This window comes from Ruegeria sp. SAZA006 (assembly GCF_059613465.1).
The window spans coordinates 521,760-545,481 of record NZ_JBXWSO010000004.1 but is presented as its reverse complement, the minus strand read 5'-3'; the positions used below and the strand labels follow the sequence as shown (position 1 = coordinate 545,481).

27 protein-coding genes are annotated in these 23,722 nt (G+C 63.3%); 8 read left to right on the top strand and 19 right to left on the bottom strand.

Annotation, left to right across the window (positions count from 1 at the left end; genetic code table 11):
* The first annotated feature begins 66 nt into the window (after positions 1-66).
* On the top strand, positions 67-366 hold the full coding sequence (locus AC2FNZ_RS05430) for an FtsB family cell division protein (RefSeq protein ID WP_170338112.1): 300 nt from the start codon (positions 67-69) through the stop codon (positions 364-366).
* Here the strand turns inward: AC2FNZ_RS05430 and AC2FNZ_RS05425 are convergent.
* Positions 363-1,082, bottom strand: a complete 720-nt coding sequence (locus AC2FNZ_RS05425) for a hypothetical protein (RefSeq protein ID WP_496839778.1) — start codon at positions 1,080-1,082, stop codon at positions 363-365. The genes AC2FNZ_RS05430 and AC2FNZ_RS05425 overlap by 4 nt on opposite strands.
* Before the next feature lie 224 nt (positions 1,083-1,306).
* Between AC2FNZ_RS05425 and pdhA the strand changes: the two genes are divergently transcribed.
* From pdhA to AC2FNZ_RS05410, 3 genes are read left to right on the top strand one after another with little or no spacing between them, the layout of a single operon-like run.
* Positions 1,307-2,296, top strand: a complete 990-nt coding sequence (pdhA, locus tag AC2FNZ_RS05420) for a pyruvate dehydrogenase (acetyl-transferring) E1 component subunit alpha (RefSeq protein WP_093962386.1) — start codon at positions 1,307-1,309, stop codon at positions 2,294-2,296.
* 15 nt (positions 2,297-2,311) lie between these two features.
* Complete coding sequence (locus AC2FNZ_RS05415; protein WP_496839777.1) at positions 2,312-3,685, top strand: pyruvate dehydrogenase complex E1 component subunit beta; 1,374 nt, start codon at positions 2,312-2,314, stop codon at positions 3,683-3,685.
* 14 nt (positions 3,686-3,699) lie between these two features.
* Entirely contained in the window at positions 3,700-5,001 is a 1,302-nt protein-coding gene (locus tag AC2FNZ_RS05410) for a pyruvate dehydrogenase complex dihydrolipoamide acetyltransferase (protein WP_496839776.1), read from the top strand.
* Between the two features lie 69 nt (positions 5,002-5,070).
* On the opposite strand, the gene cysE is transcribed toward AC2FNZ_RS05410, so the two are convergent.
* The gene (gene cysE / locus AC2FNZ_RS05405) at positions 5,071-5,880 is read right to left on the bottom strand and encodes a serine O-acetyltransferase (RefSeq protein ID WP_093962389.1); all 810 of its coding nucleotides are present in this window, start codon (positions 5,878-5,880) and stop codon (positions 5,071-5,073) included.
* Between the two features lie 86 nt (positions 5,881-5,966).
* Here cysE and AC2FNZ_RS05400 point away from each other — a divergent pair, with 86 nt between their 5' ends.
* Positions 5,967-6,305, top strand: coding sequence for a TraR/DksA family transcriptional regulator (locus AC2FNZ_RS05400; RefSeq protein WP_093962390.1), 339 nt, complete (start codon positions 5,967-5,969; stop codon positions 6,303-6,305).
* Here the strand turns inward: AC2FNZ_RS05400 and AC2FNZ_RS05395 are convergent.
* The 16 genes from AC2FNZ_RS05395 to AC2FNZ_RS05320 form a co-directional block, all read right to left on the bottom strand.
* Entirely contained in the window at positions 6,286-6,582 is a 297-nt protein-coding gene (locus AC2FNZ_RS05395; RefSeq protein WP_496839775.1) for a DUF7742 family protein, read from the bottom strand. The genes AC2FNZ_RS05400 and AC2FNZ_RS05395 overlap by 20 nt on opposite strands.
* Positions 6,583-6,589: 7 nt before the next feature.
* Positions 6,590-10,555, bottom strand: coding sequence for a baseplate multidomain protein megatron (locus tag AC2FNZ_RS05390; protein WP_496839774.1), 3,966 nt, complete (start codon positions 10,553-10,555; stop codon positions 6,590-6,592).
* Positions 10,555-10,998, bottom strand: coding sequence for a C40 family peptidase (locus tag AC2FNZ_RS05385; RefSeq protein ID WP_170338104.1), 444 nt, complete (start codon positions 10,996-10,998; stop codon positions 10,555-10,557). The genes AC2FNZ_RS05390 and AC2FNZ_RS05385 overlap by 1 nt, the downstream gene beginning before the upstream one ends.
* The gene (locus tag AC2FNZ_RS05380) at positions 10,998-11,885 is read right to left on the bottom strand and encodes a phage/gene transfer agent baseplate hub protein (RefSeq protein ID WP_496839773.1); all 888 of its coding nucleotides are present in this window, start codon (positions 11,883-11,885) and stop codon (positions 10,998-11,000) included. Before AC2FNZ_RS05380 ends, AC2FNZ_RS05385 begins: the two co-directional genes overlap by 1 nt.
* Positions 11,885-12,517, bottom strand: coding sequence for a phage distal tail protein, Rcc01695 family (locus tag AC2FNZ_RS05375; RefSeq protein WP_496839772.1), 633 nt, complete (start codon positions 12,515-12,517; stop codon positions 11,885-11,887). Before AC2FNZ_RS05375 ends, AC2FNZ_RS05380 begins: the two co-directional genes overlap by 1 nt.
* A 15-nt stretch (positions 12,518-12,532) precedes the next feature.
* The gene (locus AC2FNZ_RS05370) at positions 12,533-13,195 is read right to left on the bottom strand and encodes an RcGTA-type gene transfer agent tail tape measure protein (protein ID WP_496839771.1); all 663 of its coding nucleotides are present in this window, start codon (positions 13,193-13,195) and stop codon (positions 12,533-12,535) included.
* Positions 13,173-13,391, bottom strand: a complete 219-nt coding sequence (locus tag AC2FNZ_RS05365; RefSeq protein ID WP_005982488.1) for a rcc01693 family protein — start codon at positions 13,389-13,391, stop codon at positions 13,173-13,175. The genes AC2FNZ_RS05370 and AC2FNZ_RS05365 overlap by 23 nt, the downstream gene beginning before the upstream one ends.
* Positions 13,388-13,708 carry a gene transfer agent family protein gene (locus AC2FNZ_RS05360; RefSeq protein WP_496839770.1) on the bottom strand — a complete coding sequence of 107 codons (321 nt, stop codon included), beginning with the start codon at positions 13,706-13,708 and terminating at the stop codon, positions 13,388-13,390. Before AC2FNZ_RS05360 ends, AC2FNZ_RS05365 begins: the two co-directional genes overlap by 4 nt.
* A complete protein-coding gene (locus AC2FNZ_RS05355; protein WP_496839768.1) occupies positions 13,708-14,121 on the bottom strand; it encodes a phage major tail protein, TP901-1 family in 414 nt (137 codons plus the stop codon). The genes AC2FNZ_RS05360 and AC2FNZ_RS05355 overlap by 1 nt, the downstream gene beginning before the upstream one ends.
* Positions 14,122-14,155: 34 nt before the next feature.
* Positions 14,156-14,569 (bottom strand): DUF3168 domain-containing protein, encoded by a 414-nt coding sequence (locus AC2FNZ_RS05350; RefSeq protein WP_170338594.1) that lies wholly within the window; start codon positions 14,567-14,569, stop codon positions 14,156-14,158.
* A complete protein-coding gene (locus AC2FNZ_RS05345; protein WP_496839767.1) occupies positions 14,566-14,904 on the bottom strand; it encodes a phage head closure protein in 339 nt (112 codons plus the stop codon). Before AC2FNZ_RS05345 ends, AC2FNZ_RS05350 begins: the two co-directional genes overlap by 4 nt.
* Entirely contained in the window at positions 14,901-15,500 is a 600-nt protein-coding gene (locus AC2FNZ_RS05340; RefSeq protein ID WP_496839766.1) for a head-tail connector protein, read from the bottom strand. Before AC2FNZ_RS05340 ends, AC2FNZ_RS05345 begins: the two co-directional genes overlap by 4 nt.
* Positions 15,501-15,676: 176 nt before the next feature.
* The gene (locus tag AC2FNZ_RS05335; RefSeq protein ID WP_496839765.1) at positions 15,677-16,855 is read right to left on the bottom strand and encodes a phage major capsid protein; all 1,179 of its coding nucleotides are present in this window, start codon (positions 16,853-16,855) and stop codon (positions 15,677-15,679) included.
* Positions 16,856-16,889: 34 nt separating this feature from the next.
* The gene (locus AC2FNZ_RS05330; protein ID WP_496839764.1) at positions 16,890-17,435 is read right to left on the bottom strand and encodes an HK97 family phage prohead protease; all 546 of its coding nucleotides are present in this window, start codon (positions 17,433-17,435) and stop codon (positions 16,890-16,892) included.
* Positions 17,436-17,461: 26 nt separating this feature from the next.
* The gene (locus AC2FNZ_RS05325; protein WP_093962401.1) at positions 17,462-17,686 is read right to left on the bottom strand and encodes a GTA head formation protein, RCAP_rcc01685 family; all 225 of its coding nucleotides are present in this window, start codon (positions 17,684-17,686) and stop codon (positions 17,462-17,464) included.
* On the bottom strand, positions 17,679-18,851 hold the full coding sequence (locus tag AC2FNZ_RS05320; RefSeq protein ID WP_496839763.1) for a phage portal protein: 1,173 nt from the start codon (positions 18,849-18,851) through the stop codon (positions 17,679-17,681). Before AC2FNZ_RS05320 ends, AC2FNZ_RS05325 begins: the two co-directional genes overlap by 8 nt.
* Before the next feature lie 192 nt (positions 18,852-19,043).
* Here AC2FNZ_RS05320 and AC2FNZ_RS05315 point away from each other — a divergent pair, with 192 nt between their 5' ends.
* Positions 19,044-19,886, top strand: coding sequence for an SDR family NAD(P)-dependent oxidoreductase (locus AC2FNZ_RS05315; protein WP_496839762.1), 843 nt, complete (start codon positions 19,044-19,046; stop codon positions 19,884-19,886).
* On the opposite strand, the gene AC2FNZ_RS05310 is transcribed toward AC2FNZ_RS05315, so the two are convergent.
* Positions 19,887-21,257 (bottom strand): DNA-packaging protein, encoded by a 1,371-nt coding sequence (locus tag AC2FNZ_RS05310; RefSeq protein ID WP_496839915.1) that lies wholly within the window; start codon positions 21,255-21,257, stop codon positions 19,887-19,889.
* A 592-nt stretch (positions 21,258-21,849) separates the two neighbouring features.
* Here AC2FNZ_RS05310 and AC2FNZ_RS05305 point away from each other — a divergent pair.
* Together AC2FNZ_RS05305 and AC2FNZ_RS05300 are read left to right on the top strand one after the other, a co-directional pair.
* Positions 21,850-22,149 (top strand): hypothetical protein, encoded by a 300-nt coding sequence (locus AC2FNZ_RS05305; protein WP_496839761.1) that lies wholly within the window; start codon positions 21,850-21,852, stop codon positions 22,147-22,149.
* Between the two features lie 309 nt (positions 22,150-22,458).
* Entirely contained in the window at positions 22,459-23,709 is a 1,251-nt protein-coding gene (locus tag AC2FNZ_RS05300) for a DEAD/DEAH box helicase (protein ID WP_496839760.1), read from the top strand.
* Positions 23,710-23,722: the final 13 nt, after the last annotated feature.

Here is a 23,722-nt window from a genome sequence, read left to right as displayed (position 1 = left end):
CATAGTGCCGACAGATGCCCGCAAAGGGCACGTTTTTGAGGCAGTATTCATACGGCGGTTAACAGAGTGTCCCGTTCCAATCGGCCCGGTCTGGGCGCAGTCGCATTCTTCTCGGTGGCTTTCATGCTGGGTGTCTATTTCACCTTTGCTGCCGTTCAGGGCGACTACGGCCTGTTCCGACGGATCGAGATTTCGGCGGAACGGGACGCTCTGTCACGCGACCTTGCGGCGCTGAACGCCGACATCGCTCGGATGGAAAACCTGACCCGACGCCTTTCAGACACCTACCTGGATCTCGACCTGCTGGATCAGCAGGCCCGAACCGTTTTGGGAATGATCCGGGCTGATGAAATCGTCATCCGCTAGTTAGCTGTTTGCCCGACCGCCCCGGGTTCCTCTGCAGTTGGCAACTGATAACCGAAAGCGTCGATTTCCCGTCGGAACAGGTCAGCCACCAAGTCCACGGCTTCGCCCTCCCAGTTTTCACCGTAGAAAACATCGAACTGCTTTGATTTTCGAATGCCGGAATTCAAACGCTTGTCGCCGAGACTGACATCGCCAAGGCCGAAGTCATCCAGCACCTGCGCCAAATCGCTGTCCAGGCTTTCGTATCGCAACACCCGATCAACCGCGATCTCCCCGCCCTCAGAATAAAGATGGAAGTCAGAGAAGAACTTCAGGCGAGTCCGGCAAAAGCTCAGGAACAATGCATTTGCGTCGCTGATCTGTGTTCCGCGCTGATGCATCCAGAAATAGAACGCTGAGACAGCTTTGTCCCAGGGATTTCTCTCAACGCAAATGCTGCTGCAGCCCTCCGCAATATCGGACAGATACCGATTGACCACGCCGATCCCATTGTGGGGATACCGGGCCTGCACTTCGCCTTTGGCTCTGTCCCGCAAGAGCTCAACCGACCGGCGGACGATGTATTGCTTCCCCGGACGTTGAAGTTCGGCTTCCTTGCCGAACGGTGTTGCGAAATCTCCGTCCTGCAGCTTCGCGCTCAGTGCAATTTCGATGGATGATCCGGCGGTTTTCTTCGTTTTGATGAAAACCAGCTTCGGCTCTCTGAGGATCATCATGCCAATCTGTCTCCGACGCCCGTTCAAAATTGCCTGCCAATGGAGGCATACTACCCGTGCATACGTCGAACCAAAAGGCGAAAACCTGCCGGATTTCGGGTGGAAACAGATACTGCCACCCGGTCCAGGACGCTGCGTCACATTTCCGCTCGCCAGAAAGCGCGAAATGCTTTATGAGATAGTTTAACGCTAAACTATCTTGCCGGAAGGGAGAGGTCGCCACGATGGCTGCGCGAAAAACCACAAAGAAACCAAATGTTTCTGCGGAAGAACTCAAAACCTACTACCGCGAGATGCTGTTGATCCGCCGATTCGAGGAAAAGGCCGGTCAACTGTACGGCATGGGTCTGATCGGCGGTTTCTGCCACCTCTACATCGGTCAGGAAGCCGTCGTCGTGGGGCTCGAAGCTGCGGCCGAGGATGGCGACAAGCGCATCACCTCCTACCGCGACCACGGCCACATGCTGGCCTGCGGGATGGATCCGGGCGGCGTCATGGCTGAATTGACCGGACGCGAAGGCGGCTTGTCCAAGGGCAAGGGCGGCTCGATGCACATGTTCTCGAAAGAAAAGCATTTCTACGGTGGACATGGCATCGTCGGCGCACAGGTTCCGCTGGGTGCAGGCCTGGCCTTTGCAGACAAGTACAAAGACAACGGCCGCGTGACCTTTACCTATTTCGGTGACGGCGCAGCGAACCAAGGTCAAGTCTATGAAACCTTCAACATGGCGGCCATCTGGCAATTGCCGGTGGTCTTCGTGATCGAAAACAACCAATACGCGATGGGCACCGCGCAGTCGCGCTCGACCTCGACCAAGGACATCTATCACCGCGGTGAGGCGTTCGGCATCCCCGGCGAGATCGTCAACGGCATGGACGTTCTGGCGGTGAAAGAAGCCGGCGAAAAGGCCGTGGCGCACTGCCGGGCCGGGAAGGGCCCGTACATCCTCGAGGTCAAGACCTACCGCTACCGCGGACACTCGATGTCGGATCCCGCCAAGTACCGCACCCGCGAAGAGGTTCAGAAGGTGCGCGAGCAGAGCGACCCGATCGAACACGTGCGCGAGCTGCTGCTGACTGGCAAGCACGCCACCGAGGATGACCTGAAGGCGATCGACAAGGAAATCAAGGAGGTCGTCAACCAGGCCGCCGAGTTCGCCAAGGAAAGCCCCGAGCCGTCGCTGGACGAGCTCTGGACCGACATTTACGCCTGAGAGGACGAATAAGACATGGCAACCGAAATTCTCATGCCCGCCCTTTCGCCGACCATGGAGGAAGGCACACTGGCCAAGTGGCTGGTCAAGGAAGGCGACACCGTAAGCTCTGGCGACATTCTGGCCGAGATCGAAACCGACAAGGCCACGATGGAGTTCGAAGCCGTCGATGAAGGCATCGTCGGCAAAATCCTGATTGCCGAGGGCACCGAAGGCGTAAAGGTCAACACGCCGATCGCGATCCTGGTCGAAGAGGGCGAAGACGCCTCGGCCGTGACCGCGGCTGCACCCGCAGCCGCGGCAGAGGCCGAAGCCGCCCCGGCGGCGATCGAGGCCCCCGCTCCTGCCCCTGCTGCACCGGCCGCGCCTACCGTGGACCTGTCGCCGGACTGGCCAGCAGATGCCGAGATGAAATCGATGACGGTCCGTGAGGCTCTGCGCGACGCGATGGCCGAGGAAATGCGCTCGGACGAAGACGTCTACCTGATGGGCGAAGAAGTCGGTGAATACCAAGGCGCCTACAAGGTGAGCCAAGGCCTGCTGGACGAATTCGGCGCAAAACGCGTGATCGACACTCCGATCACCGAGCATGGCTTTACCGGCATTGCCGTGGGTTCCGCCTTTGGCGGCCTGAAGCCGATCGTCGAGTTCATGACATTCAACTTCGCCATGCAGGCGATCGACCAGATCATCAACTCTGCCGCCAAGACGCTGTATATGTCCGGCGGTCAGATGGGCTGTCCGATCGTGTTCCGCGGCCCCAACGGCGCCGCCGCGCGCGTGGCCGCACAACACAGCCAGGATTATGCCGCCTGGTACATGCAGATCCCGGGCCTGAAGGTCGTGATGCCCTATTCGGCTGCCGACGCAAAAGGTCTGCTGAAATCGGCCATCCGCGACCCCAACCCGGTCGTGTTCCTGGAAAACGAAATCCTCTATGGCCGCTCGTTCGACGTGCCGCAGGTCGATGACCTGACCGTGCCGCTGGGCAAAGCCCGCATCTGGCGCGAAGGCACCGATGTGACCATCGTCAGCTTTGGGATCGGCATGCAATACGCATTGGAAGCCGCCGACAAGCTGGCCGAGGACGGCATCAGCACCGAGGTGATCGACCTGCGCACCATCCGCCCGATGGACACCGGTGCGATCATCAACTCGGTGATGAAAACCAACCGTCTGGTCACCGTCGAGGAAGGCTGGCCGCAAGGCTCGGTCGGCAGCTATATCAGTTCCGTGGTCATGCAGGAAGCGTTCGACTATCTCGACGCGCCCGTCATCACGCTGACCGGCAAGGACGTGCCCATGCCCTATGCGGCGAACCTGGAAAAGCTGGCGCTGATTACCACCGACGAGGTGATCGCCGCCGTCAAACAAGTGACCTATCGGTAAGGAGCGACTGACAGATGCCCACCGAAATTCTGATGCCCGCCCTATCGCCGACCATGGAGGAAGGCACGCTTGCCAAATGGCTGGTCAAGGAAGGCGACACCGTCTCCTCCGGCGACCTGCTGGCCGAGATCGAGACCGACAAGGCCACGATGGAGTTCGAAGCCGTCGATGAAGGTATCGTCGGCAAGATCCTGGTTCCTGAGGGCACCGAAGGGGTCAAGGTCAACACCCCCATCGCCGTGCTGCTGGAAGAGGGCGAAAGCGCCGATGACATCGCCGCCGCCCCCGCCAAAGCGCCCGAGGCTGCGCCCGCAGCCGACGCGGGCAACGAGGCTGCCGCGCCTGCGGCATCCGAGGCGCCCGCCCCGGCTCCGGCGGCTCCGGTCAAGGCAGATGGCGGTCGCATCTTTGCTTCTCCGCTGGCCCGTCGCATTGCCGCCCAAAAGGGTCTGGATCTAGCACAGATCAAGGGCTCGGGCCCGCATGGCCGCATCGTCAAAGCAGATGTCGAAGGCGCAACCGCTCCGGCAGCGGCACCGGCTGCTTCGGCAAGCGCGGCGCCGGCCCCTGCCGCTGCTCCTGCAGGCCCCTCGGCCGACATGGTGGCCCGCATGTACGAAGGCCGCGAGTACCAAGAGGTCAAGCTGGACGGCATGCGCAAGACCATCGCCGCCCGTCTGGCCGAGGCCAAGCAAACCATCCCGCATTTCTACCTGCGCCGCGACATCAAGCTGGACGCGCTGCTGAAATTCCGCAGCCAGCTGAATAAGCAGCTGGAGGCCCGCGGCGTGAAGCTGAGCGTCAACGACTTCATCATCAAGGCCGTCGCCAACGCGCTGCAGCAAGTGCCCGAGTGCAACGCCGTCTGGGCGGGCGACCGGGTGCTGCAGCTGAAACCCTCGGACGTGGCCGTGGCCGTGGCGATCGAAGGCGGCCTGTTCACCCCGGTCCTGCAAGACGCCGACACCAAATCTCTGTCGGCCCTGTCGACCGAAATGAAGGACCTAGCCGCGCGCGCGCGCGAGCGCAAGCTGGCCCCGCATGAGTATCAGGGCGGCACCTTCGCGGTTTCGAACCTGGGCATGTATGGCATCGACAATTTCGACGCCATCGTGAACCCGCCGCATGCGGGCATCCTGGCCGTCGGCACCGGCGCCAAGAAGCCAGTCGTGGGCGAGGATGGGGAGCTGACCGTGGCGACCGTGATGTCGGTTACCATGTCGGTCGATCACCGGGTGATCGACGGCGCGCTTGGGGCACAGCTCCTGCAAGCCATCGTGGACAACCTCGAAAACCCCATGGTCATGCTGGCCTGATCCAAGTCACAAAAATCAAAAAAGCCGCCTCGGACCCCGAGGCGGCTTTTTTCGAACCTGAGAACAGGTTTACTGATCCTTGCCCAGCATGTGATCCATCGAGATTGAGGGCTGGTCGCACCCCGCCTCACCCACGATCTTGGCGGGGATACCCGCTACGGTCTTGCAGGGCGGCACATCCTGCAGAACCACCGAACCGGCGGCGATGCGGCTGCAATGACCCACGCGGATGTTGCCCAGAACCTTGGCCCCGGCCCCGATTAGAACGCCATCCTCGATTTTGGGATGACGATCCTCTTCTTCCTTGCCGGTCCCGCCCAAAGTCACCGAATGCAGCATCGAGACGTTGTCGCCCACGACCGCAGTTTCACCGATCACGATGGAATGCGCGTGGTCGATCATGATGCCCTTGCCGATCTTCGCGGCGGGGTGAATGTCGATCCCGAAGATTTCCGAACTGCGCATCTGGAAGAAATAGGCCAGATCGTGCCGGCCCTTCTGCCACAGCCAGTGTGCCACGCGATAGGCCTGCATGGCTTGGTAGCCTTTGAAATAAAGGATCGGCTGCAGCAGACGATGGCAGGCCGGGTCGCGCTCGTACACGGCCATCAGGTCCGCGCGGGCTGCATTCATCAGCGCCTTGTCATCGGCATATGCCTCTTCGACAATTTCACGCAGAACCATCATCGACATCTCGTTCGAGCACAGCTTGGCCGAGATCCGATAGGACAACGCACGTTCAAGAGACTTGTGGTGCAGGATACAGGCATGCACCAGTCCGCCCATCAAAGGCTCTTTTTCGACGGCGGCCTGTGCTTCGGCCGTGATCCGGTCCCAGACGGGGTCAACTGACGTAACTTGGGTGCGCGTTTCAAACATGGCTTTTGATCCTCTGCTGCGCCTAGAATAGCCATCTAGGCCCAAAAAGGCCAAACGCAAACCCTTGATGTGCAACACAACAGAAAATGAACCGGTCCGAACTCAGGGAATTTGAAACACTTATCCTGTCCCGGCTAGAGGAATTGGAACGCAATTCCCTGGTCGGTCAGGACGCTCAATCCGTGGTCGAGCTTGACCAGCAGGCGGTCGGGCGGCTCAGTCGAATGGATGCGCTGCAGAATCAGGCCATGGCCAAGGCGCAACAAACGCGACGAGATCTCGAAGCCCTACGGCTGAGGGCCGCCCTCGACCGGATGGCCGAGGGCGAATTCGGGTATTGCGAGGATTGCGGTGACGACATTCCGCGCAGACGGCTGGACCTGGACCCGGCCGCCAGCAAGTGCGTCAGCTGCGCGGCCGGTTGAGTTGAAACCGGATAAGTTGGCGCAGTACCGTCTCGAAACACCGGCAATACTCGGTGTCGCTGAAACTCGGCTCGTCTGCCAACGGGCGGCTGCGTGCCGCTCCCATCAATGCTCCGTTCCCGTAAACAGGATGCAAACGACCCGTCGCGGCCACGTGACGGTCAGCCAACTCGGCCTCGGCGATCATGCGCGCGCATAGCCGCTCACGCTGGGCTTGTGGCACGGTCAGCAAAACCCGCGCCGCAGAACTGACATCGCCGTGCAAAACAGGGCGCATGGTCCCTCTACTCCACACTCAGCCGCGCAGTCGCGCCCGGCCCGTAGCTGGCCGAAACCTGCGCCACCTCGACCTCGTAGAGGCCCGCGACACCGTCCGAAGACTTTGTTACCGCGGAATAGGTCCAACTTGGCGTCATGGTGATCTCTTCCCGAACAAGGGTGCCACCTGACCGAATCCGGATCAAATAGGTCTCGGACTCCTCGCCCAGCGGCACATCCAGCACGTCCCAATCATCGCCGCCGATCCGGGTTCGGCGTACCCAGGTGAACAGGTCATCGCCCTCGTGTCTTTCGACCTTTAAATGAACTGGCGCGTAAGGGCGCAGACCGTTTCCGTCAAAGATCTCGAACTTATGCACATAGGAATCGTCGTCGTATCCGCGGTTTGCAGGCCCGATCCGGTAGTGCCGGGCAATTCGGCGTTCGGTCCGCAGCAGGCTGGTCTGAAGAACCCTCTCGTCGAGCAACACGAAAACGGAACCCTCCGGCCAGATTTCGGGCATGATTGCGTCCGTACCCAATTGACCGCGCAGGCGGCCAGACAGGGCATAGACCCCGGGTTCCTGCAATTCGGCATCCGCGAATTGAAACACTTCCCAGTTTCCGGGCGTGCCGTCTCCAATCGCCGCCAAGTTGGCGCCGGTCAGAAGCGAGTCACGCGACCGCGACTGCAAGACGCCATCGACAAGGCGCACGCGCAACGGCGCACCTTCATCCCAAACCCCTGCGCTCGCGGACGGCAAGGCGGATTCGGTGAACCCGATTACAGCCTGACCAGTCACGAGATCGCGCAGCGCGTAGCCCTCGTCGCTGTCCGAAGAATAGACGGCGACGCTGCCTTGCCAGGGATCGGCCGTGACGGCCAGATAAGGGGCGTGTGGCTCTTCGGCGCCGGTAATAAGTGGCAGATCAAGAAAAATCGGAAGAACCGGGACTGGGGCAACAAAGGGTTGGGAGACAAACCCATCATCCGCCATGTCGGACGGCGAATAGACCCCGGGCTCAATCCGCACGGCATCTGCCAGTTGGATGTCAGCCTGTTCCAACCTGTCTATGCGATACAGCGCACCGGCTCCCCCATTCCAGGATGGAAGTCGAACAATGTCGCCGGCGCCCAGATGCATCTGCGACGGCGGCAGCGCGAAGCGAGCGGTATTGCGCGCGACGCGGGCCTCGGCCAGCCACCGTTCGACCGTTTGCCGTCCTTCGGCGCGGGTCATTGACAGAGGCATTTCGTTCACGGCAACAGAATGTGTCCGATCATCGGGCAGCACGGCCTCCTCTGATACCACATCGTGGTCCGCATCCGACTGAACAAAGCGCAGACGCACGCGGCCGGCCATTTCGGCCTCGGCTTCGCGCTGGTACTGGACCCTGCCATCGACCTCGGGGCTTTCCGCGACCTGATCCAGCGACAGATCGAATGCCCGGCGCCCGGCCCTCATGCGGAATGTCAGAACACCGTCCCGCTCAATCGCATCAAATCCGTAGCGCAGCATCAGCGGTTGCAGGGCCGCCCGCGCGTCCGATACATCTTCGATCACGTATCCACGGACAACTCCGTCAAGCGCAGACACATCAGAATCGGCAACGCCTGCAGCCTGACAAATCTCAGCCACCACCGAGGCCAGTGTCCTGGCACCTGAACGCCCGTTCAACCAATGACCACGGGCGTAGTTTTCGCCGTCGCTCCACTGCGAACGCAGGTTCGGGAATGTCGGGTAAGGTCTCGCGTCCCACGCCCATACATAGGCATTCGAAACGTCCACCATCGGACCATCGTAGATGTCCGAAACCGGGTTGATCTGCGGATCGGCCCAATATCCCAGAACTGCCTTCAAATACTGAACCTGAATGAAATCGTCGCGTTGACCGTTCGAGTATTTGGGCAGATCGGATTCCGAGGATTTCGGATCCAAAAACTTGTTGGGCTGGTTCGTTCCCTTGTCGATGGCCGCACAGCCCAACTCCGTGAACCAGATCGGCTTTGATCCCGGAACCCAATCGGTCGGGTCAGCTTGGCGCACTCCTCCGATCCGTTCGTGGTGCAAGTTCGACCACCAGTTGCGGATGTCCTTGTATCTCCACACCCATGGCTCTGCGTGTTCGCCGTCCTCGATCGGATACCTTATCTGCGCGTCCTGTTCCTCGGGCGTTGGATAGTACCAGTCGTATCCTTCACCGCCTTCAACGTTGCCGCGCAAATAATCCAGGTCGTAGATTGACCGGGCACCATTCATCGCATCACGATGATCGTCGCCATCCCGCCAGTCCGAGACCGGCATGTAGTTGTCGATCCCGACGAAATCGATGTTTTCGTCTGCCCACAGTGGGTCCAGATGGAAGTATCGGTCACCGCTGCCGTCGGCAGGCTGGTACCCGAAATACTCTGTCCAGTCCGCGGCGTAGCCTATCTTGGTGTCTGGCCCCAGTATCTGCCGCGCTTCCGCCGCCAATGCCTTCAGCTGAGCGACGGCCGCGAACCCGGACGCGCCACGTATCTGGGTAAGGCCACGCATTTCCGAGCCGATGCAGAACGCCTCGACCCCGCCTGCTGCCTTGCACAACGCCGCGTAGTGAAGAATGAAACGGCGCATGCTCCATTCTTCCGGGCCGGTATAGGTCACGCTGCCATTACCAATTATGAAATCCGAGGCTTGGGCTGCACCAAAAAAACTTGCCACCTGAGCGTCCGCACCTGCGGTTCCGTCCACCGACCCCGGACGCCCGGGAGCCACGTCCAGCGTGATCCGGCCGCGCCACGGCAGATGCGGCTGATCGCCGGCATCCGACCATGGGTTTGGAAGACCATTACCCTGCATCTGATCCATCAGGATGAAAGGATAAAACATCACCCGGCTGCCGGAATCCTTGAGGTGTTGAATGGCCTGAACCACCGACGCATCGGCCGGGGTACCGCCATAGACCGGTCGCCCGTCCACCTGTTGCACGACCTGAGCCGATTTGCGCTTCAGCCCAGAGACTTTCCACGGCATGTTGGCGCCGTCCACGTCATCGCGGATCACCTTGGGTCGAATGCTGCAAGCGCCGCAACGCAAGTCATCTCCGAACCACGAAACCACGAGCGATGCAGCCTTGCAGCCCGGAAGTTCTTTGCTCAGGGCACGCATCGACGCCACCAGATCGGGCTCGCCCGAGGGCGAATTGACGTTGGCGGCCCAGCTTTGGCCCGACCCTTTGGAGTAGTTTACCTGCGTGCTGGCCAGCGTGTATTCCCCGGTGCCAGGCATCAGGGCCACGGCCCGGACAATCCGTTGCAATTCGGACTCGTAGTCTGGTGCGGATTTCTGGTCAGGCCGAACAACCTCGAAAGAGAACTGGGGAACGCGATTGCCAAATTGCGCCAGCGGCAGGTCTTCAATCACCACATACGCGGTGCCGCGATAGGCCGGAACCGTTCCGGCACCTTCGATCGTTTCGATCAGTGGATCCGGCAGCTGATCCGGGCTACCCGAATAAACCCGCATGTTCAGGCTGTTGCGCTCAAGCTCTTCCCCATCGGCCCATATCCGCGCGATGTCCGCAATCTCTCCGACGCCGACAGCAATCGCCAGTGATATCGAATAGCTGTAGCTATGGGTGGTCGTGGTGACTTCGGCAGGTTTTGGGGTTCCTTTGCCGCCAGCAGACTGCGTAGACGTCGTGGTCTTGCGGGTCTCAAGGAAATCCGACGCCCAGATCACCTGCCCACCGACCCGCATTCGGCCGAACACGGTGGACAACGGCGCGCCCTCGCCTGTTTCCGTAAGTCTGAACCGGTCCAGCCGGCCGGACTCGACCACCTCGCTTCCGGCACCCATGACCGACTGGCTCATCAATCGCTGGTCGATAACCCGCCCGAGCGTTGCGCCGACTGCCCGCCCCACGATGGCCGTTGACAACCCTGCAACGGTTCCACCGATGGAGCCGCCCAGCGCAGCCCCCGCCGCAGATAAAACTATCGTCGCCATCAGTTGCCCTCCAAAGGAAATTCAAAGCAGGCGACCACCCGGCGGCGCCAGGGGTCGCTCAGAGTGTTCTCGACAACGCCATGTCCGGAATAGGCATGGATGAAGCGTGGCACGGCGCCCGCTTCGCTCACGATACCAAGGTGTTTGGCCACACCGGCATCGCGCATCCGGAACAGCAGCACGCACCCAGGGGCCAGAAAGTTGCGCGGACGTTCGACCAGATTGCGCCGCGCAGCCGCCCACATGCGCTCTTCACCCTGCGGTTCAGACCAGTCCATGCTGTAGGTAGGCACCGCCTCGGGCTCGTGGCCGATGACGGAACGCCAGACGCCGCGCAGCAATCCCAAGCAATCGGTTCCCGCTCCCTTGACCGAGGCCTGATGCACATAGGGCGTTCCCAGCCAGCCTCGCGCTTCGTCCACGATATCCTGAGCCGTCACCATCACCGCCTGCTGCCTCCATTGTTCGCGTTGCCCTGTTTCGGCACGGCCATCACCCAGTCTTCGCTCGGCAGATCCGGAAAACCTTGGAAATTTATGACGTTGTTGAATTTCAACCGACATTTCTCCATCCGCTTGTCGCAGCCCGCCAGCACCCGCACACGGTCACCCGTGGCCAGACCCGAGCCCAGAGCAGTCCAAAGATGCAATTCCCGCCCGATCTTGATGCTCCGGTCCGTCTTCACCGAGGCCCAGAGCCCCTGAGAGCGGCCAGTCAACACATCGACGCGGCCGCGTTCGAACCAGCCGTCCTCAAACGCCTCCGCCCCCTGCAGCCAAAGGATCGGCCCCTCGTCGATCTCGGCAATCTCGGCCTCGGCCCAGTAGCCGGGGGTCAACCTGTCGAAGCCGCAGGCTTTGTCACCCAGAACCGCCGTACAGGGCTTTTGGTAGATCCGCCCCAAGGGTCGGTTCAGAAGATCGGTCAGCCCGCGCAATTCGGCGTGAAACGCGCACCCTGCGCGGCGCAGCTCGCCGATTGAGCCACGGAACTGCAACATGCGCTGTTCCGGCGCGGCCCAGTTGACCAGCCATGCTCGGACATCGGCCCCGTCAAAGCGGCCGTCTTCGATATCCTCGTCGCGCACGGCTGCATCAGACAGCGCCCCCATGGCCTCGGAATTGTCGATCGACAGGCCCGTCGCCTGTTCGATCGCCGAGGCTGTGAGGCCGGTGCTTGCCTTGAACACCAGCCCGTCAAAGGCCAGTTCGCGGTCATGGTCGGTGAACCCGAAGGACACGCCATCGGTTCGAGTAATCGCCCAACAGCGGCAGACCGTAGTCATGCCGGACTGCAGATGGGTCAGCAATGCCTGCTTGTCGCCGCTCATCAGACCCGTACCTCCACCACCGGAATGTTGGGCACGTCGCCTGCCTGAAAGCTGGCCACGCTGACCTGGATCCTGTCGGTGTCGAAGCGCACCGGCACGTCGAACTCGAACCCGGCGGTAACATCGACCCCCTCGGCCGGCGGAACGGCGAATTGGATCAGACCGCGGTTCAGGTCCATCTCAAAATCCACGCCTTCGCGGGCCTCGTCCTGGGCCAGCCCAACCTTGACCGTGCCGAGCACCGGCTTGACGATGGGCCTGACATAACTGGCCACGCCCGAGGCATAGGTCTTGACCAGCTGAAACGCGGTCGTGACCCCGTCGCCTTGCCCGATCACCTGGTCGCCCATGTCGACCTCGGCAGTGGCGGCGCAGGACTTGTAGTCCGACCAGTCCTTCCAGCGAAAGCCGTACATCTGCCCCTGACGCGCCTCGAAAAAGGCGATCAGCGTCTGGATGTCGTCCAGCGACCGCATCCCCAAACCGGCGTCGTATCGCCGCCGCGAATGCGCCCAGGGCGTGTTGCGTTCCTCGAACCCGTTGGCCAGCGTCACGATATCCGTGCGCCGCTCGGGTCCGCCGACCGAGCCGAAACTCAGGCTGGCGGGAAATCTGACTTCGTGGAAATTCATGTCCTGCTCCCCAAACTAGCGGTTGCGATTGCCGCGCCCCAGGGCGCGGCTCATCTGGGCTGCGATCTGGCCCTGGCTGCGGCGAAATCCCTGAACGTCGGGCGTGGTGATGTTCATCACCACGTTCACCGCCCGTCCGCCGCCCGAGTTGCGCACCCCCAGCTTGCCGTCGGGTCCGCGTGCCAGCGGCATGATCGCCTCGGGGCCGGCCTCGCCCATCAACCCGGTCGCACCGCGCATCGGAAAGGTGGTGGGCCCGGTGACCACGCCGCCATTGGCAAAAGGCATGACGCGCCCCTGCGCGAAACTGCCGCCATCGGCAAAGGGCAGCAGCCCCTGCACCAGGCCGCCGACCGTATTGGCCAGCATGCCGCCGAAATGATCCGTCACCGGCTTGATCGCCGCCGAATAGGCCGTGCGGATCATCGAGTTCTTCAGCACGTCCAGCGCATCCGACAGGTTCATTCCGTCCAGAACCACGCCGTCGAAGGCCTTGCGAAGCCCGCTCGACATGCAGCGTTCCAGGGTGGCGACATCCTTGCCGGTCTCCTCAAAAGCGGCGCTGATCCGCTTCATCTGGGCGTCGAAGGCCGCCGCCATCGTGGCGGCATCGCCCAGGGCGTCGCCCAACGCCTCGCCGCGCTCCTGCAGGTCGTCAAACCCGTCCCGATCCGTCATCACGCTCTCCTTGTATCTTGTCCGGCCAGGCGGCCAGCAACTTGTCCAGCCGCGCCCGGTTCATCGCCGGCATCCCGCGGCCCTGCCCCAGCATCAGCCGCAGTTCGGCCGGGGTCAGACGCCAGAACTGATCCGGCGTCAGCCGCAGCCCGTGCAGCCCGGCCCGCATCAGGCCGGGCCAGTCAAAGCCGCTCATGACTCACCCGGCACCATGAAGGCCCGCGCCAGCAGTTCTGCCGTCGCCCGCGCCGCGGCCATCGGGCCGCCCTCGATCTCGGCCCGCAACATGTCGGCGCGGGTCACATCCGCCCCGCCTCCGCGCAGCCCCGCCACGATCAGCCCCAGCACGTCGCCACTGGAATAGGCGCCGCCCTCGAACCGCTGCACCAGCTCCACCAGGGACCCGGCCCCCAGCTCCTGCTCCAGCTCGGCCAACGCGCCCAGCGTCAGCTTGAGCACCCGGCGCTGGCCATCGATCACCAGCGCCACCTCGCCCGCCCACGGATTGACCATCACAGCGCCACGAAGGTCAGAGCGCCGGCGCTGGCCAGGCTCATCTCATAGGTCGCCTCGCCATTGTGCGAGCCCGAATACTCGATCCCGGTCACCTGGAACGGTCCTTCGACGATGCCAAAATCGGGGATGATCACCTGGAAGGCGGGTGTTTCACCATCAAAGAACAACTGCCGCGCGCGTTCATCCGTGCCGGCGTCCTTGAACACGCCCGATCCGGAAATCGAGGCCGACTTGACCCCCGCCCCCGATAGCAGCTCGCGCCAGCCGCCCTGGCTTTCCAACGAAGTGACATCCACGCTTTCTGCGTTGAAACTGATCCGCGTGGCCCGCAGCCCCGCGATGGTCTGGAACAGACCCGTGCCGTTCATGTCCACTTTGACCAGCAGGTCCTTACCGTTCTGGGCACCCATTTGCTCTCTCCATTGATTGCTTACCATTGATTGCTTAGTTGTCTTCCACGCGGGCGCGGAATCTCAGGTCGATCTGCCGGATCGCGCCACCGGTCCCGGTGCGCCGGGCCGAGGCCCGCTCGAACCACAGCCCCACCAGCCGCCCCCGATCCAACGTCAGCGGGGCGCCGTCCAGCGCGTCGCACACGGCCCCGGCCAGCGTCTTGGCCGCGCCGAACCCGGCCGCCTCGGACACCACCGACACCGTGAAACGATGCAAAGTGCCCTGCCCCGTCTTGTCCGAAGCCTCGCGCACCTCCTCGGGGCCAAGCGTCACGTAGGTCTGCGGAACCGTCCCCGAAGGCACCGCGTCATAAATCGCGCCACCGCTCAGCGTGCCCACCTGGGCATCCGCCACCAATTGCTGGAACACAGCCGCCTGCAGCGCCGCCGAAACGCCATAGCTCATGCCGCCACCTCCTCATCCGCGAAACAGGTCAGATAGCGCCCGGCCGCGTCGTATTCGGCCACGGCGCGGATCACGAAGCGCCGATTGCCCTCGCGAAACCTCTGATCGGGCGCCGGGCGCATCGACGACCCCTCGGGCGCGCCACGCACCACGATGCGGTAACTCACGCGCGACACCGGAACATTCGCGACCGCGCGCTCGGTTCCGGTCCGGGCAGTCACCTCGGCCCACAGCGTGCCCAGCGGCGTCCATGTCTCGGCATAGCCCCCCGCCCCGTCGGCCACCCGCACAGGGGCCTCCAGCACCAGCTGCCGGTTCAGACGGGGCGCGCTCATTGCATCATCCCCGCGCCGAAACGCACCATGCGATAGCGCTGGATCAGGCTGGTCACGCCGAAGGGCATGCAGCCGTCGCTCAGGCTGGTCTCGTCACGATACTCGTAGTAATGCGCCGCCAGCAGCAGCACCGCCTGCCCCAGATCCGCCGGCAGCCCGCCCCAGTCCGCCGCCATCCCGGCCGTCAGCGCGATGGTCACCTCTCCACCGGTGGGAATGGCGGGCAGGCAAGCCCCCATCGGGCGCAGGCAGGGGCGCTGGTTGTCGCGCTCCAGGCGGTAAGTCCCGGGCGCCACCACCTGCTGGGTGCCCCGCGCGTCGGTCAGCGTCACCGCGTCGATGCTCGTCACCGGCGCGACCGGCAGAACCTCGCCCGCGTCGTTCCGCCAGCGGCTCAGGGTCCAGGTGAAACTGCGCGATATCAGCACCTTGCCCGTGCGCGCCTCGATCGCGGCCATCGCCGCCCTCAGGAACCCTTTCAACACGTCGTCCTGCAGGCCGGTCTCGGCAAATCCCGTGCCCAGCCGCAGATGCGCCTTGAATTGATCCACCGGCAGCGCCGCATCCGCGATGGCGGTTTCTTCGATCAACATCATCCATTCACTCCGCAATCTCGGACCCCTCCGGGGCCGCATCCTTGGAAAATGGCGTGCACGTGCCGCCCCGCGTTGCTCGGACGGAGGGGAGCAGCTAGACAACGCGGGGGATCTCACCCCGGCCCGCGCCCGCCGCCCGAGGGACCGGCCCACCGGCCCCCCGGATCCGTCACCACTTAGGCGGTGCCGAATTTCACCAGCTTGATCGCGGCAAAGTCGCTGATGTCGCCGCCCACGCGCTTGGTGGCATAGAACAGGACATGCGGCTTGGCGCTGAACGGATCGCGCAGCACGCGCAGGTCGGGGCGCTCGGCGATGGTATAGCCGGCCGAGAAGTCACCGAAGGCGATCGAGAAGCTGTCGGTGCCCGGATCGGGCATGTCCTCAGCGATCAGCACCGGATAACCCATCAGGCGAGCGGGCTCACCCGCGGCCAGGCCATCCGACCACAGGAAGCGGCCGTCGGCATCCTTCAGCTTGCGGATCACGCCCGCGGTTTTCGAGTTCATCACGAAGGTGCCGTTCACGCGGTACTGCGCGCCCAGCGCATAGACCACGTCCACGATCGCGTCGGCGTCGATGCCGCCCGCAACACCGGTGGGCACATAGCCCAGGTTGCCCCAGGTCCAGACATCATTGTCCACTGCCGGATTGCTCAGGATGCCCTTGGGCTTGTCGATGCCGTCACCGTTGATGAAGGCCGCCGCCTCGGCGCGGGCGAACTTGTCGGCGATGCGACCGGCCAGCCAACCCTCGACGTCAAAGGCACTGTCATCCAGCAGCCGCTGCGAGGCCTTGGGCAGCGCGCTCAGCTCGTGCAGCGGGATCGAGATGCGGTCGATCGACGGGGTGCCGGTCTCGGTGGCCGCCGCTGTTTCATCGGCCCAGCCCGCGCCCACATCGGTGTGGTCGATCAGCACGTCGAACGAATTCGCCTCGACATTCACGACCGACGCGATCGAGCGGATCGAAGCGGTGGATTTCAGCACCGACTTGATCATCTCGGCGGTCTGCGGATCGATTAGGTAGCCGCCGTCGCTGTTGACGGCCGTCGACAGCGACTTGGTTTCCATCTCCAGTCCGCGCAGGGCATCGTCATCGCCCGAACGCACATAGGCGTCAAAGGCCTTCTGGTGCGGCGCTTCCTCCAGGGTCGAGGCCGCAAGATGCGGGCGCGCCGCGATGGTTGATTTACGATCCAGCATGGTCAGTCGCTCTTCTGTTTGTTGCAGTTTCTGTTGAACTTCAGCCTTCAGGCCCTTGAATTCGCTCACGAAGCCAGCCATCGCCTGCTTCACCTCCCGAACCAGGGGCACACCCTCTCCGGTCAAGGCCGCGGTCTCGGTCTTGCTCATCAGCACTTCCTTTCTGGGTGGGGGTTGAGGCGCGCTAGGTTCGCGCCAGCTCCAGCCGGGCGTTCTGGAACACCTCGGCAATACTGCGCCAGGTTTCCTCGGCATCGAGGTCCGACCCCTTTGCCGCCACCCGCGCACTGGGCAGCATCGGGAAGGTCACCAGCGACACCTCCCACAGCTCCAGTTCCGTCAAGAGCCGCCGGCCCTTGTCATCCTTCACGGCCCGCTTTGTGCGATAGCCGATCGACAGCCCGTCCAGCGCCCCCGCGCGGATCAGCTCGGCCGCCTCGCGGCCCTTCTGGGTGCTTTCCAGCAGCCGCCCCTTGACCCACAGGCCGCGTTCATCCTCGCGCACCTTGTCCCACACGCCGATGGGCTGGGCCGGGTCGTGCTGCCACAGCATCTTGACCCGCTGCCCGGCCGCCTTCAGCCCGGCCAGCGACGCGGCATAGGCGCCTTTCTGCACCACGTCTCGGCCCTGATCGACCTGGCCGAACAGGCTGGCATAGCCCTCGATCACCGCGTCCTCGGTCACCGACAGCCCATCGCCGAACCGCGCGAACTTGCGTTCAAATTTCATGAAATACTCCTCGTAAGCCGCTGAATTCATGGCGCCACCGTCAGGAACGACTGGAACGCCTGCGCCAGGATCACCGCCGCCACGCCATAGACCGTCAGCCACAACCGCCGCTCCAGCCGCTCCATCATCTCCTCGATCTGATCCAGCCGCCTGCACAGATGCGCGTGCTGGATCTCGGCCACCCTTTCATGCGCGGCCAGGCGCAGACCCGGCGCGCAGTCAAAGGGCGGATATCCCGGCGTGTCAGCCATCCGCCGTCTCCGCCAGCACCGGCAGGCCCAGCAGAGCACGCTTTTCGGCATCGGTCAGGAAATCGGCATTGGCCACCCGCGCCCATTGCGCATCGCGTTCCGCCGCCAGCGCCGGCACCTGATCCAGATCGGGCTTCAGCATCAGGTCCTCGCCGGTAAAGTCCGACAGCCAGTCCGACAACGCCGCCGCCACCCGCGTCACCAGGGGCAGAACGGTCAGGCGATAGAACGCCCGGTTGGCCTCCTGATAGTTCGAATAGGTCGCGTCACCCTGGATCCCCAGCAGCATCGGCGGGACACCGAAGGCCAGCGCGATCTCGCGGGCGGCGGCTTCCTTGGTCTTCTGAAACTCCATGTCCGAGGGGGAAAAGCCCATTGGCTTCCAATCCAGCCCCCCTTCCAGAACCATCGGACGCCCGGCATTCCGCGCCCCGCGATAGTTCGCCTCGATCTCGTCGCTCAGGCGGCGGAACTGCTCTTCGGCCATCACGCCCTGTCCGTCGCCGCCCTTCCACACCAGCGCGCCCGAGGGCCGCGCAGCGTTGTCCAACAGCGATTTCGACCAGCGCGAGGCACTGTTGTGCACGTCGATCGCCATCGCCGCCGCCTGCAGGGGCGAGAAGCCATAGTGGTCATCCTGCGGGTGGAACGACTTGATGTGGCAGATGGCCTCGGCCGGGAACCGGTGCGTTTTGCCCCCGGCGGTATAGTCATAGGCCCTGGGCCAGCCATCCGCCCCCGGCACCACGCTCATCCGGTCCGAGCGCAGCACGTGCAGCTCGACCGGCAGCCCGCCCTCGGCCTGCACCGCCTCGACATAGGTATTGCCCGACAGCAGCAACTGCCCGAACAGCGCCTCCAGCAGCTCGGCCTTGCCCTGCGCCGCATTCGGACGGCGCATCAGGCGCAGAACCGGGTGCGTCTCGTACCGCTGCGCGTCGTCCTGCAGAACCAAAGGCAGCGCCGCCGCGGCCTCGGCAATCAGCTTCACCGACCGGAACCCCACCGGATTGCCCGAGAACCCCGTGCGCGTCAGCGAGGCGGTGTCACGCGGGCTCCAGGCCACGCGTCCGCCGGTCTGCCAGGCCACCACCGGCCCTGCCGCGCTTGCTTTTGCCTCGGGGGCCTTCTCAGCCGATCCACGACGCAAGAAATCGAATACCATGTCCAGATGCTCCTTTCTGCCGCCGCTCTGCCCGGCTTGTTGAAAGAAGTTATGACGGAAAGACCTTTAAGCCTCGGGAATGAGGCGTACGGCGGTTGCGCAACGGCGTCGAAGCCTATGCCTTCAGGTTTTACCTCGGCATCAACCAGAAATGCGCTACCCTCGTCGTCAATCTGTCAGGAGGGACCAGTCATGTACAAACGTGCAATTGAAACCGGCGGGATCGCCGTCGTGACCGGCGCCGCCAGCGGAGTCGGGCGCGTCGCGGCACAGCGTTTTGCCCAAGCCGGGCTGGACGTGATACTGGCCGACCTGCCCGGACAGGCGCTCGATGAAACAACGAAAGACCTCAAAGCTGGCTTTCACGCGGTAAACATCACTGCGGTGCCGACGGATGTCACCTCTCAAGCCGACATCGAAAACCTGGCCGACACAGCTTTCGCCGCTGGGCGGGTCGCCGTTTTGATGAACAACGCAGGGATCAGCCTGCCGACGAAAGCGTGGGAGTCATTCGACAACTGGCAGAAAATTCTCGACGTGAACTTTCTGGGGGTCCTGCGCGGCGTCCAAGCCTTTTTGCCCCGCATGATCGAGGCTGACCGCCCGGCGGTCGTCATCAACACCGGGTCAAAGCAGGGGATCACCACCCCGCCGGGCAACCCCGGCTACAACGTTTCCAAGGCCGCCGTCAAAACACTGACCGAACAACTCGCGCACGAGCTTCGCGAGGCCGGCGCGCCGATCACCGCGCATCTCTTCGTTCCGGGCTTTACCTATACTGGCATGGTCGCGTCATTCCTACCCGAAAAGCCCGCCGCCGCCTGGACCAGCGAGCAGACCGTCGACTATTTCCTGGACCGCATGGCCCAGGGCGATTTCTACATCCTCTGCCCCGACAACGACGTCGACGCCGAACGCGACCGCCGTCGCGTTCAATGGGCTGCCGAGGACATCATCCACAACCGCCCCGCCCTCTCGCGCTGGCACCCCGACTATGCCGAGGGCTTCGCAAAGTTCGAAAAACCGAAGGGCTGATCACAAAACCCGCACCCGGGGCCGCCGGTAATCCGCCGCCGGCCCCACCATCAGCTCATGCAACGCCCAGACCAGCGCATCGACCCGGTCGGGCGAGCCCTGCCCCTCGAACCCGCGCGCGGTCATCTGGCACATCTGCTCCTCCAGCGCCTCCAGCCCGGCCACATGGAACACCCGCCCCTGCTCATACAGCGCCGCCACCGGCTCGGCCCGCGCCACCTTCCCGCGCGAGGCCCGCACCGCCCGGAACGGGACCAGAGGGTCCACCTGCCGCACCACCTCTTCGACCAACTGCCCGCCCTGATTGACCTCGGCCACCAGCCGCTCGGCCCCGAATTCGTCCATCGCGTCAATCGCCGCGCGCGCCCAGCCCGCCGGGCCAACACCCTGCACCGTCCGGTCGGCCAGCACATAGGCGCGCCAGTCCTCGGGCGCCCCCTGCACCTGCGCGCCGACCACCACGATCCCGCAGGCATCGGCCCCCGAACCGCCGGTCACCGCGGGGTCCAGCGCCACCACCACGCGGTCCAGCTCGGGCAGCGCCTTGACCCGCGCCGCATCCAGCATCGAGCCGGTCCACAACGCCCCCTCGGCATCGGCTAGCAGCACACCGTCCAATTCCTGCCACCCCAGCCGCGTGCCGGCATAGCGCGCGCGCACCTCCTCCAGAAAGGACTCCGCCAGGTTGGCCCGGTTCGCCTCCGTCGGCGCATGGGTCATCACCGTGGACGGCGCCGCCAGCAGATCTTTCAAAACCTTCACGTTGCGCGGCGTCGTGGTGACGCAGACCCGCGGCCGCTCGCCCAGTCGCAGCGCGAATTGCAGCATGTCCCAGGTCTCGCCCGCCTTTTTCCACTTGGCCAGTTCATCGACCCAAGCCGCGTCGAACTGCGGCCCTCGCAGCCCCTCGGGGTCATTCGCCGAAAAGGCCTGAGCCTCGGCCCCGTTGGGCCAGACCAGCTTGCGTTCCGACGCCTTCCACTGCGGCCGCCGGTCGGGCGGAGAGCACTGCATGATCCCGCTGTCGCCAAAGATCATCACGTCGCGCACCTGGTCAAAGGTCTCGCCCACCAGCGCCACGCGCCGGGCCTCACCCTCGTCGAAAGGTTTGCCCCCTTCGACCATGGATCGCACCCATTCAGCCCCGGCCCGCGTCTTGCCCGCGCCACGCCCGCCCATGATCACCCATGACCGCCAGTCGCCCTCGGGCGGCAGCTGATGCGGCAGCGCCCAGAACTCGAACAGGAAAGGGAGGGCACATAGCCCCCCCTCCCCGATCTCACTCAGAAATATGTCCCGCACCGCAGCAGGCGCGGAGGCGAGCCAATCGGCACCCGATCTCAGATCGGGCCCGCTCCAGGTCGAGCGCATAGCCCCCTTGGGCAATTCCCGCTTGTCTGTGACATTGTTCGACAAAGCTTGTCTCCACTTTCTGGCAACTCCGGATCAGCCCCTCTAGCTGCCCGAGTTGTCTGGCTGAACTCGCCAGGTCTGCATCCTCCCCGGTCTCGATCCGCTTGCGCAGGTCTTCCGCCGCTTGCCGCAAACCGCGAATGGACACCTCCAACGACTGCAACAGCTCGGCCGTCCGGGACATCCGCTCTTCCGGGGTAATCAAAGTCATGTTTGCCTGTGACCTCATGCGTGAGTGATCTCCGCACGAGAGAAACGAAAAACGGCCGCCGGGTCGCCCCGGGGCCGTTGCCCACTTCTTCTAGCATGACACAACTTATACGCGAAGCCGCGCGCGTAGTCAAGCGCAGGCGCAACAGCGCGCAACAACTAACGCACTGTCATTGTTAACAAAATCCTAATCCGGCTCAGGGACCGCAACCAATTCTCCGATCGGCAAGATTTCCGCGACGGAGTAATTCCCGTCGTGCGTTTCAAAAACTGATTGCACACGCAATCTGCACCAAAACCAACAACCACAAGCATACGAAAAATATCTGAAGGACAAAAAATGTACCATCCCCTCAGCTATGTCTCGGTAATCTGTCTGGGCGGCCTGATGCTCTTGGGCACAGTGGCGCAGGCTCAGACAGGGCACCGCGGGCCTGATCTTGGCAAGATCGCAAGCGAGATTGGCGTTCCGCAATCTGCGCTCCAAAGCTGCCTGGGCGATCGTCCCAAGCCCGGCAAGCGCCCCGAGCGCCCTGACGCGAGTAAAATTGCTTCGTGCCTGTCCAAGGCCGGTCACCCTTCCACCACACAGGCTGTCGAAAAGGCGCTGGCTGCCGCCGCCCCACCGCCTCGTCGTTGAACATCCATTTGCAACGAATAGGACACCGGCAGCCTTGACTGCCGGTGTCGGCTTGACATTCGCCTCAGCAGCGCTCATTTACGCCACAGCGCTGCCGCGTGAGCACGCGGACCGAACCGAGGTCCGAGATAGCGCCCAATTTTCCCAGTTCCCATTCACGCAGGGTTCTTGACGCAAAAGCCGGATGTTGTGGGACTCGCCCGCATATCCTGAGGCTGCGCACACTCCCTGCCGGTCGTGCAATCCGCACGGCCAGCTACTCTTGTTCGCGCACGGCCAATGCCGGCGCGGATCACAAAGGAAGACGACTTGTTCGATTTCGACATGCTCGGCCTCGCGCCGGCACTGAACGACGCGCTCGAGCGCGCAAATTTCACTCAACCCACACCGATCCAGAACCAGGCTATCCCGTTGGCTCTGGAAGGATACGACATTCTGGGCCTTGCACAGACCGGCACCGGCAAGACGCTGGCCTTTGGCCTGCCGTTGATCGACCACCTTCTGGCGCAACCCGGCAAACCGGCGCCCAAAACCGCCAAGGCGTTGATCCTGGCTCCCACTCGCGAACTGGTGAACCAGATCGCTGACAGCCTCCGCACGCTTACCAAAAAGACGAAACTGCGTGTGGCTACAGTTGTTGGCGGACAGTCGATCAACAAACAGATCATGTTTCTGTCGCGCGGGACCGATATTCTTGTCGCGACCCCCGGTCGTTTGATCGACCTGATGGAGCGTGGCGCGGTCGATCTCGGCTCGGTTCGGCACCTAGTTCTGGATGAGGCCGACCAGATGCTGGACCTCGGCTTCATCCACGCTCTGCGCAAAATCGCGCCGCAACTGGGCACTCCGCGCCAGACCATGCTGTTCTCGGCCACGATGCCGAAACAGATGGAAGAACTCAGCCGCGCCTACCTGACCAACCCGCAACGGGTGCAGGTCTCGCCCCCGGGCAAGGCGGCCGACAAGATCACCCAGTCGGTGCATTTCGTTGAAAAGCCGGGAAAACCCGCCAAGCTGCGCGAGATCCTTTCGCGTGATACCGACGCCCTGACACTTGTGTTCTCCCGGACCAAGCATGGTGCGGAAAAGCTGATGAAGGGGTTGGTGGCTGACGGCTACAACGCAGCATCGATCCATGGCAACAAGAGCCAGGGCCAGCGGGATCGCGCGATCAAGGCCTTCCGCGCCGGCGAGATCACAGTTCTGGTTGCCACCGATGTGGCAGCCCGTGGCATCGACATTCCTGGGGTGGCCTATGTCATCAACTACGACCTGCCGGACGTTCCTGACAACTATGTGCACCGCATTGGCCGCACCGCTCGGGCCGGCCGCGAAGGCGAAGCCATCGCCTTCTGCGCACCGGATGAATTTGATCTGCTGCGTCAGATTCAAAAATTGATGAAGATCGAGATCCCGGTCGCCAGCGGAACGGCACCCGAAGCCGCAGAAGCCGCCAAGCCCGGTGGTCGCCAGCGCAATCGACGCCGTGGCCCGAAACCGCAGGGCACAAACGGCCCCGCCAACCGCCGGCGCCATCCGCGCCGCAAATCGGCCGCATAAAAAACTGCGCGCA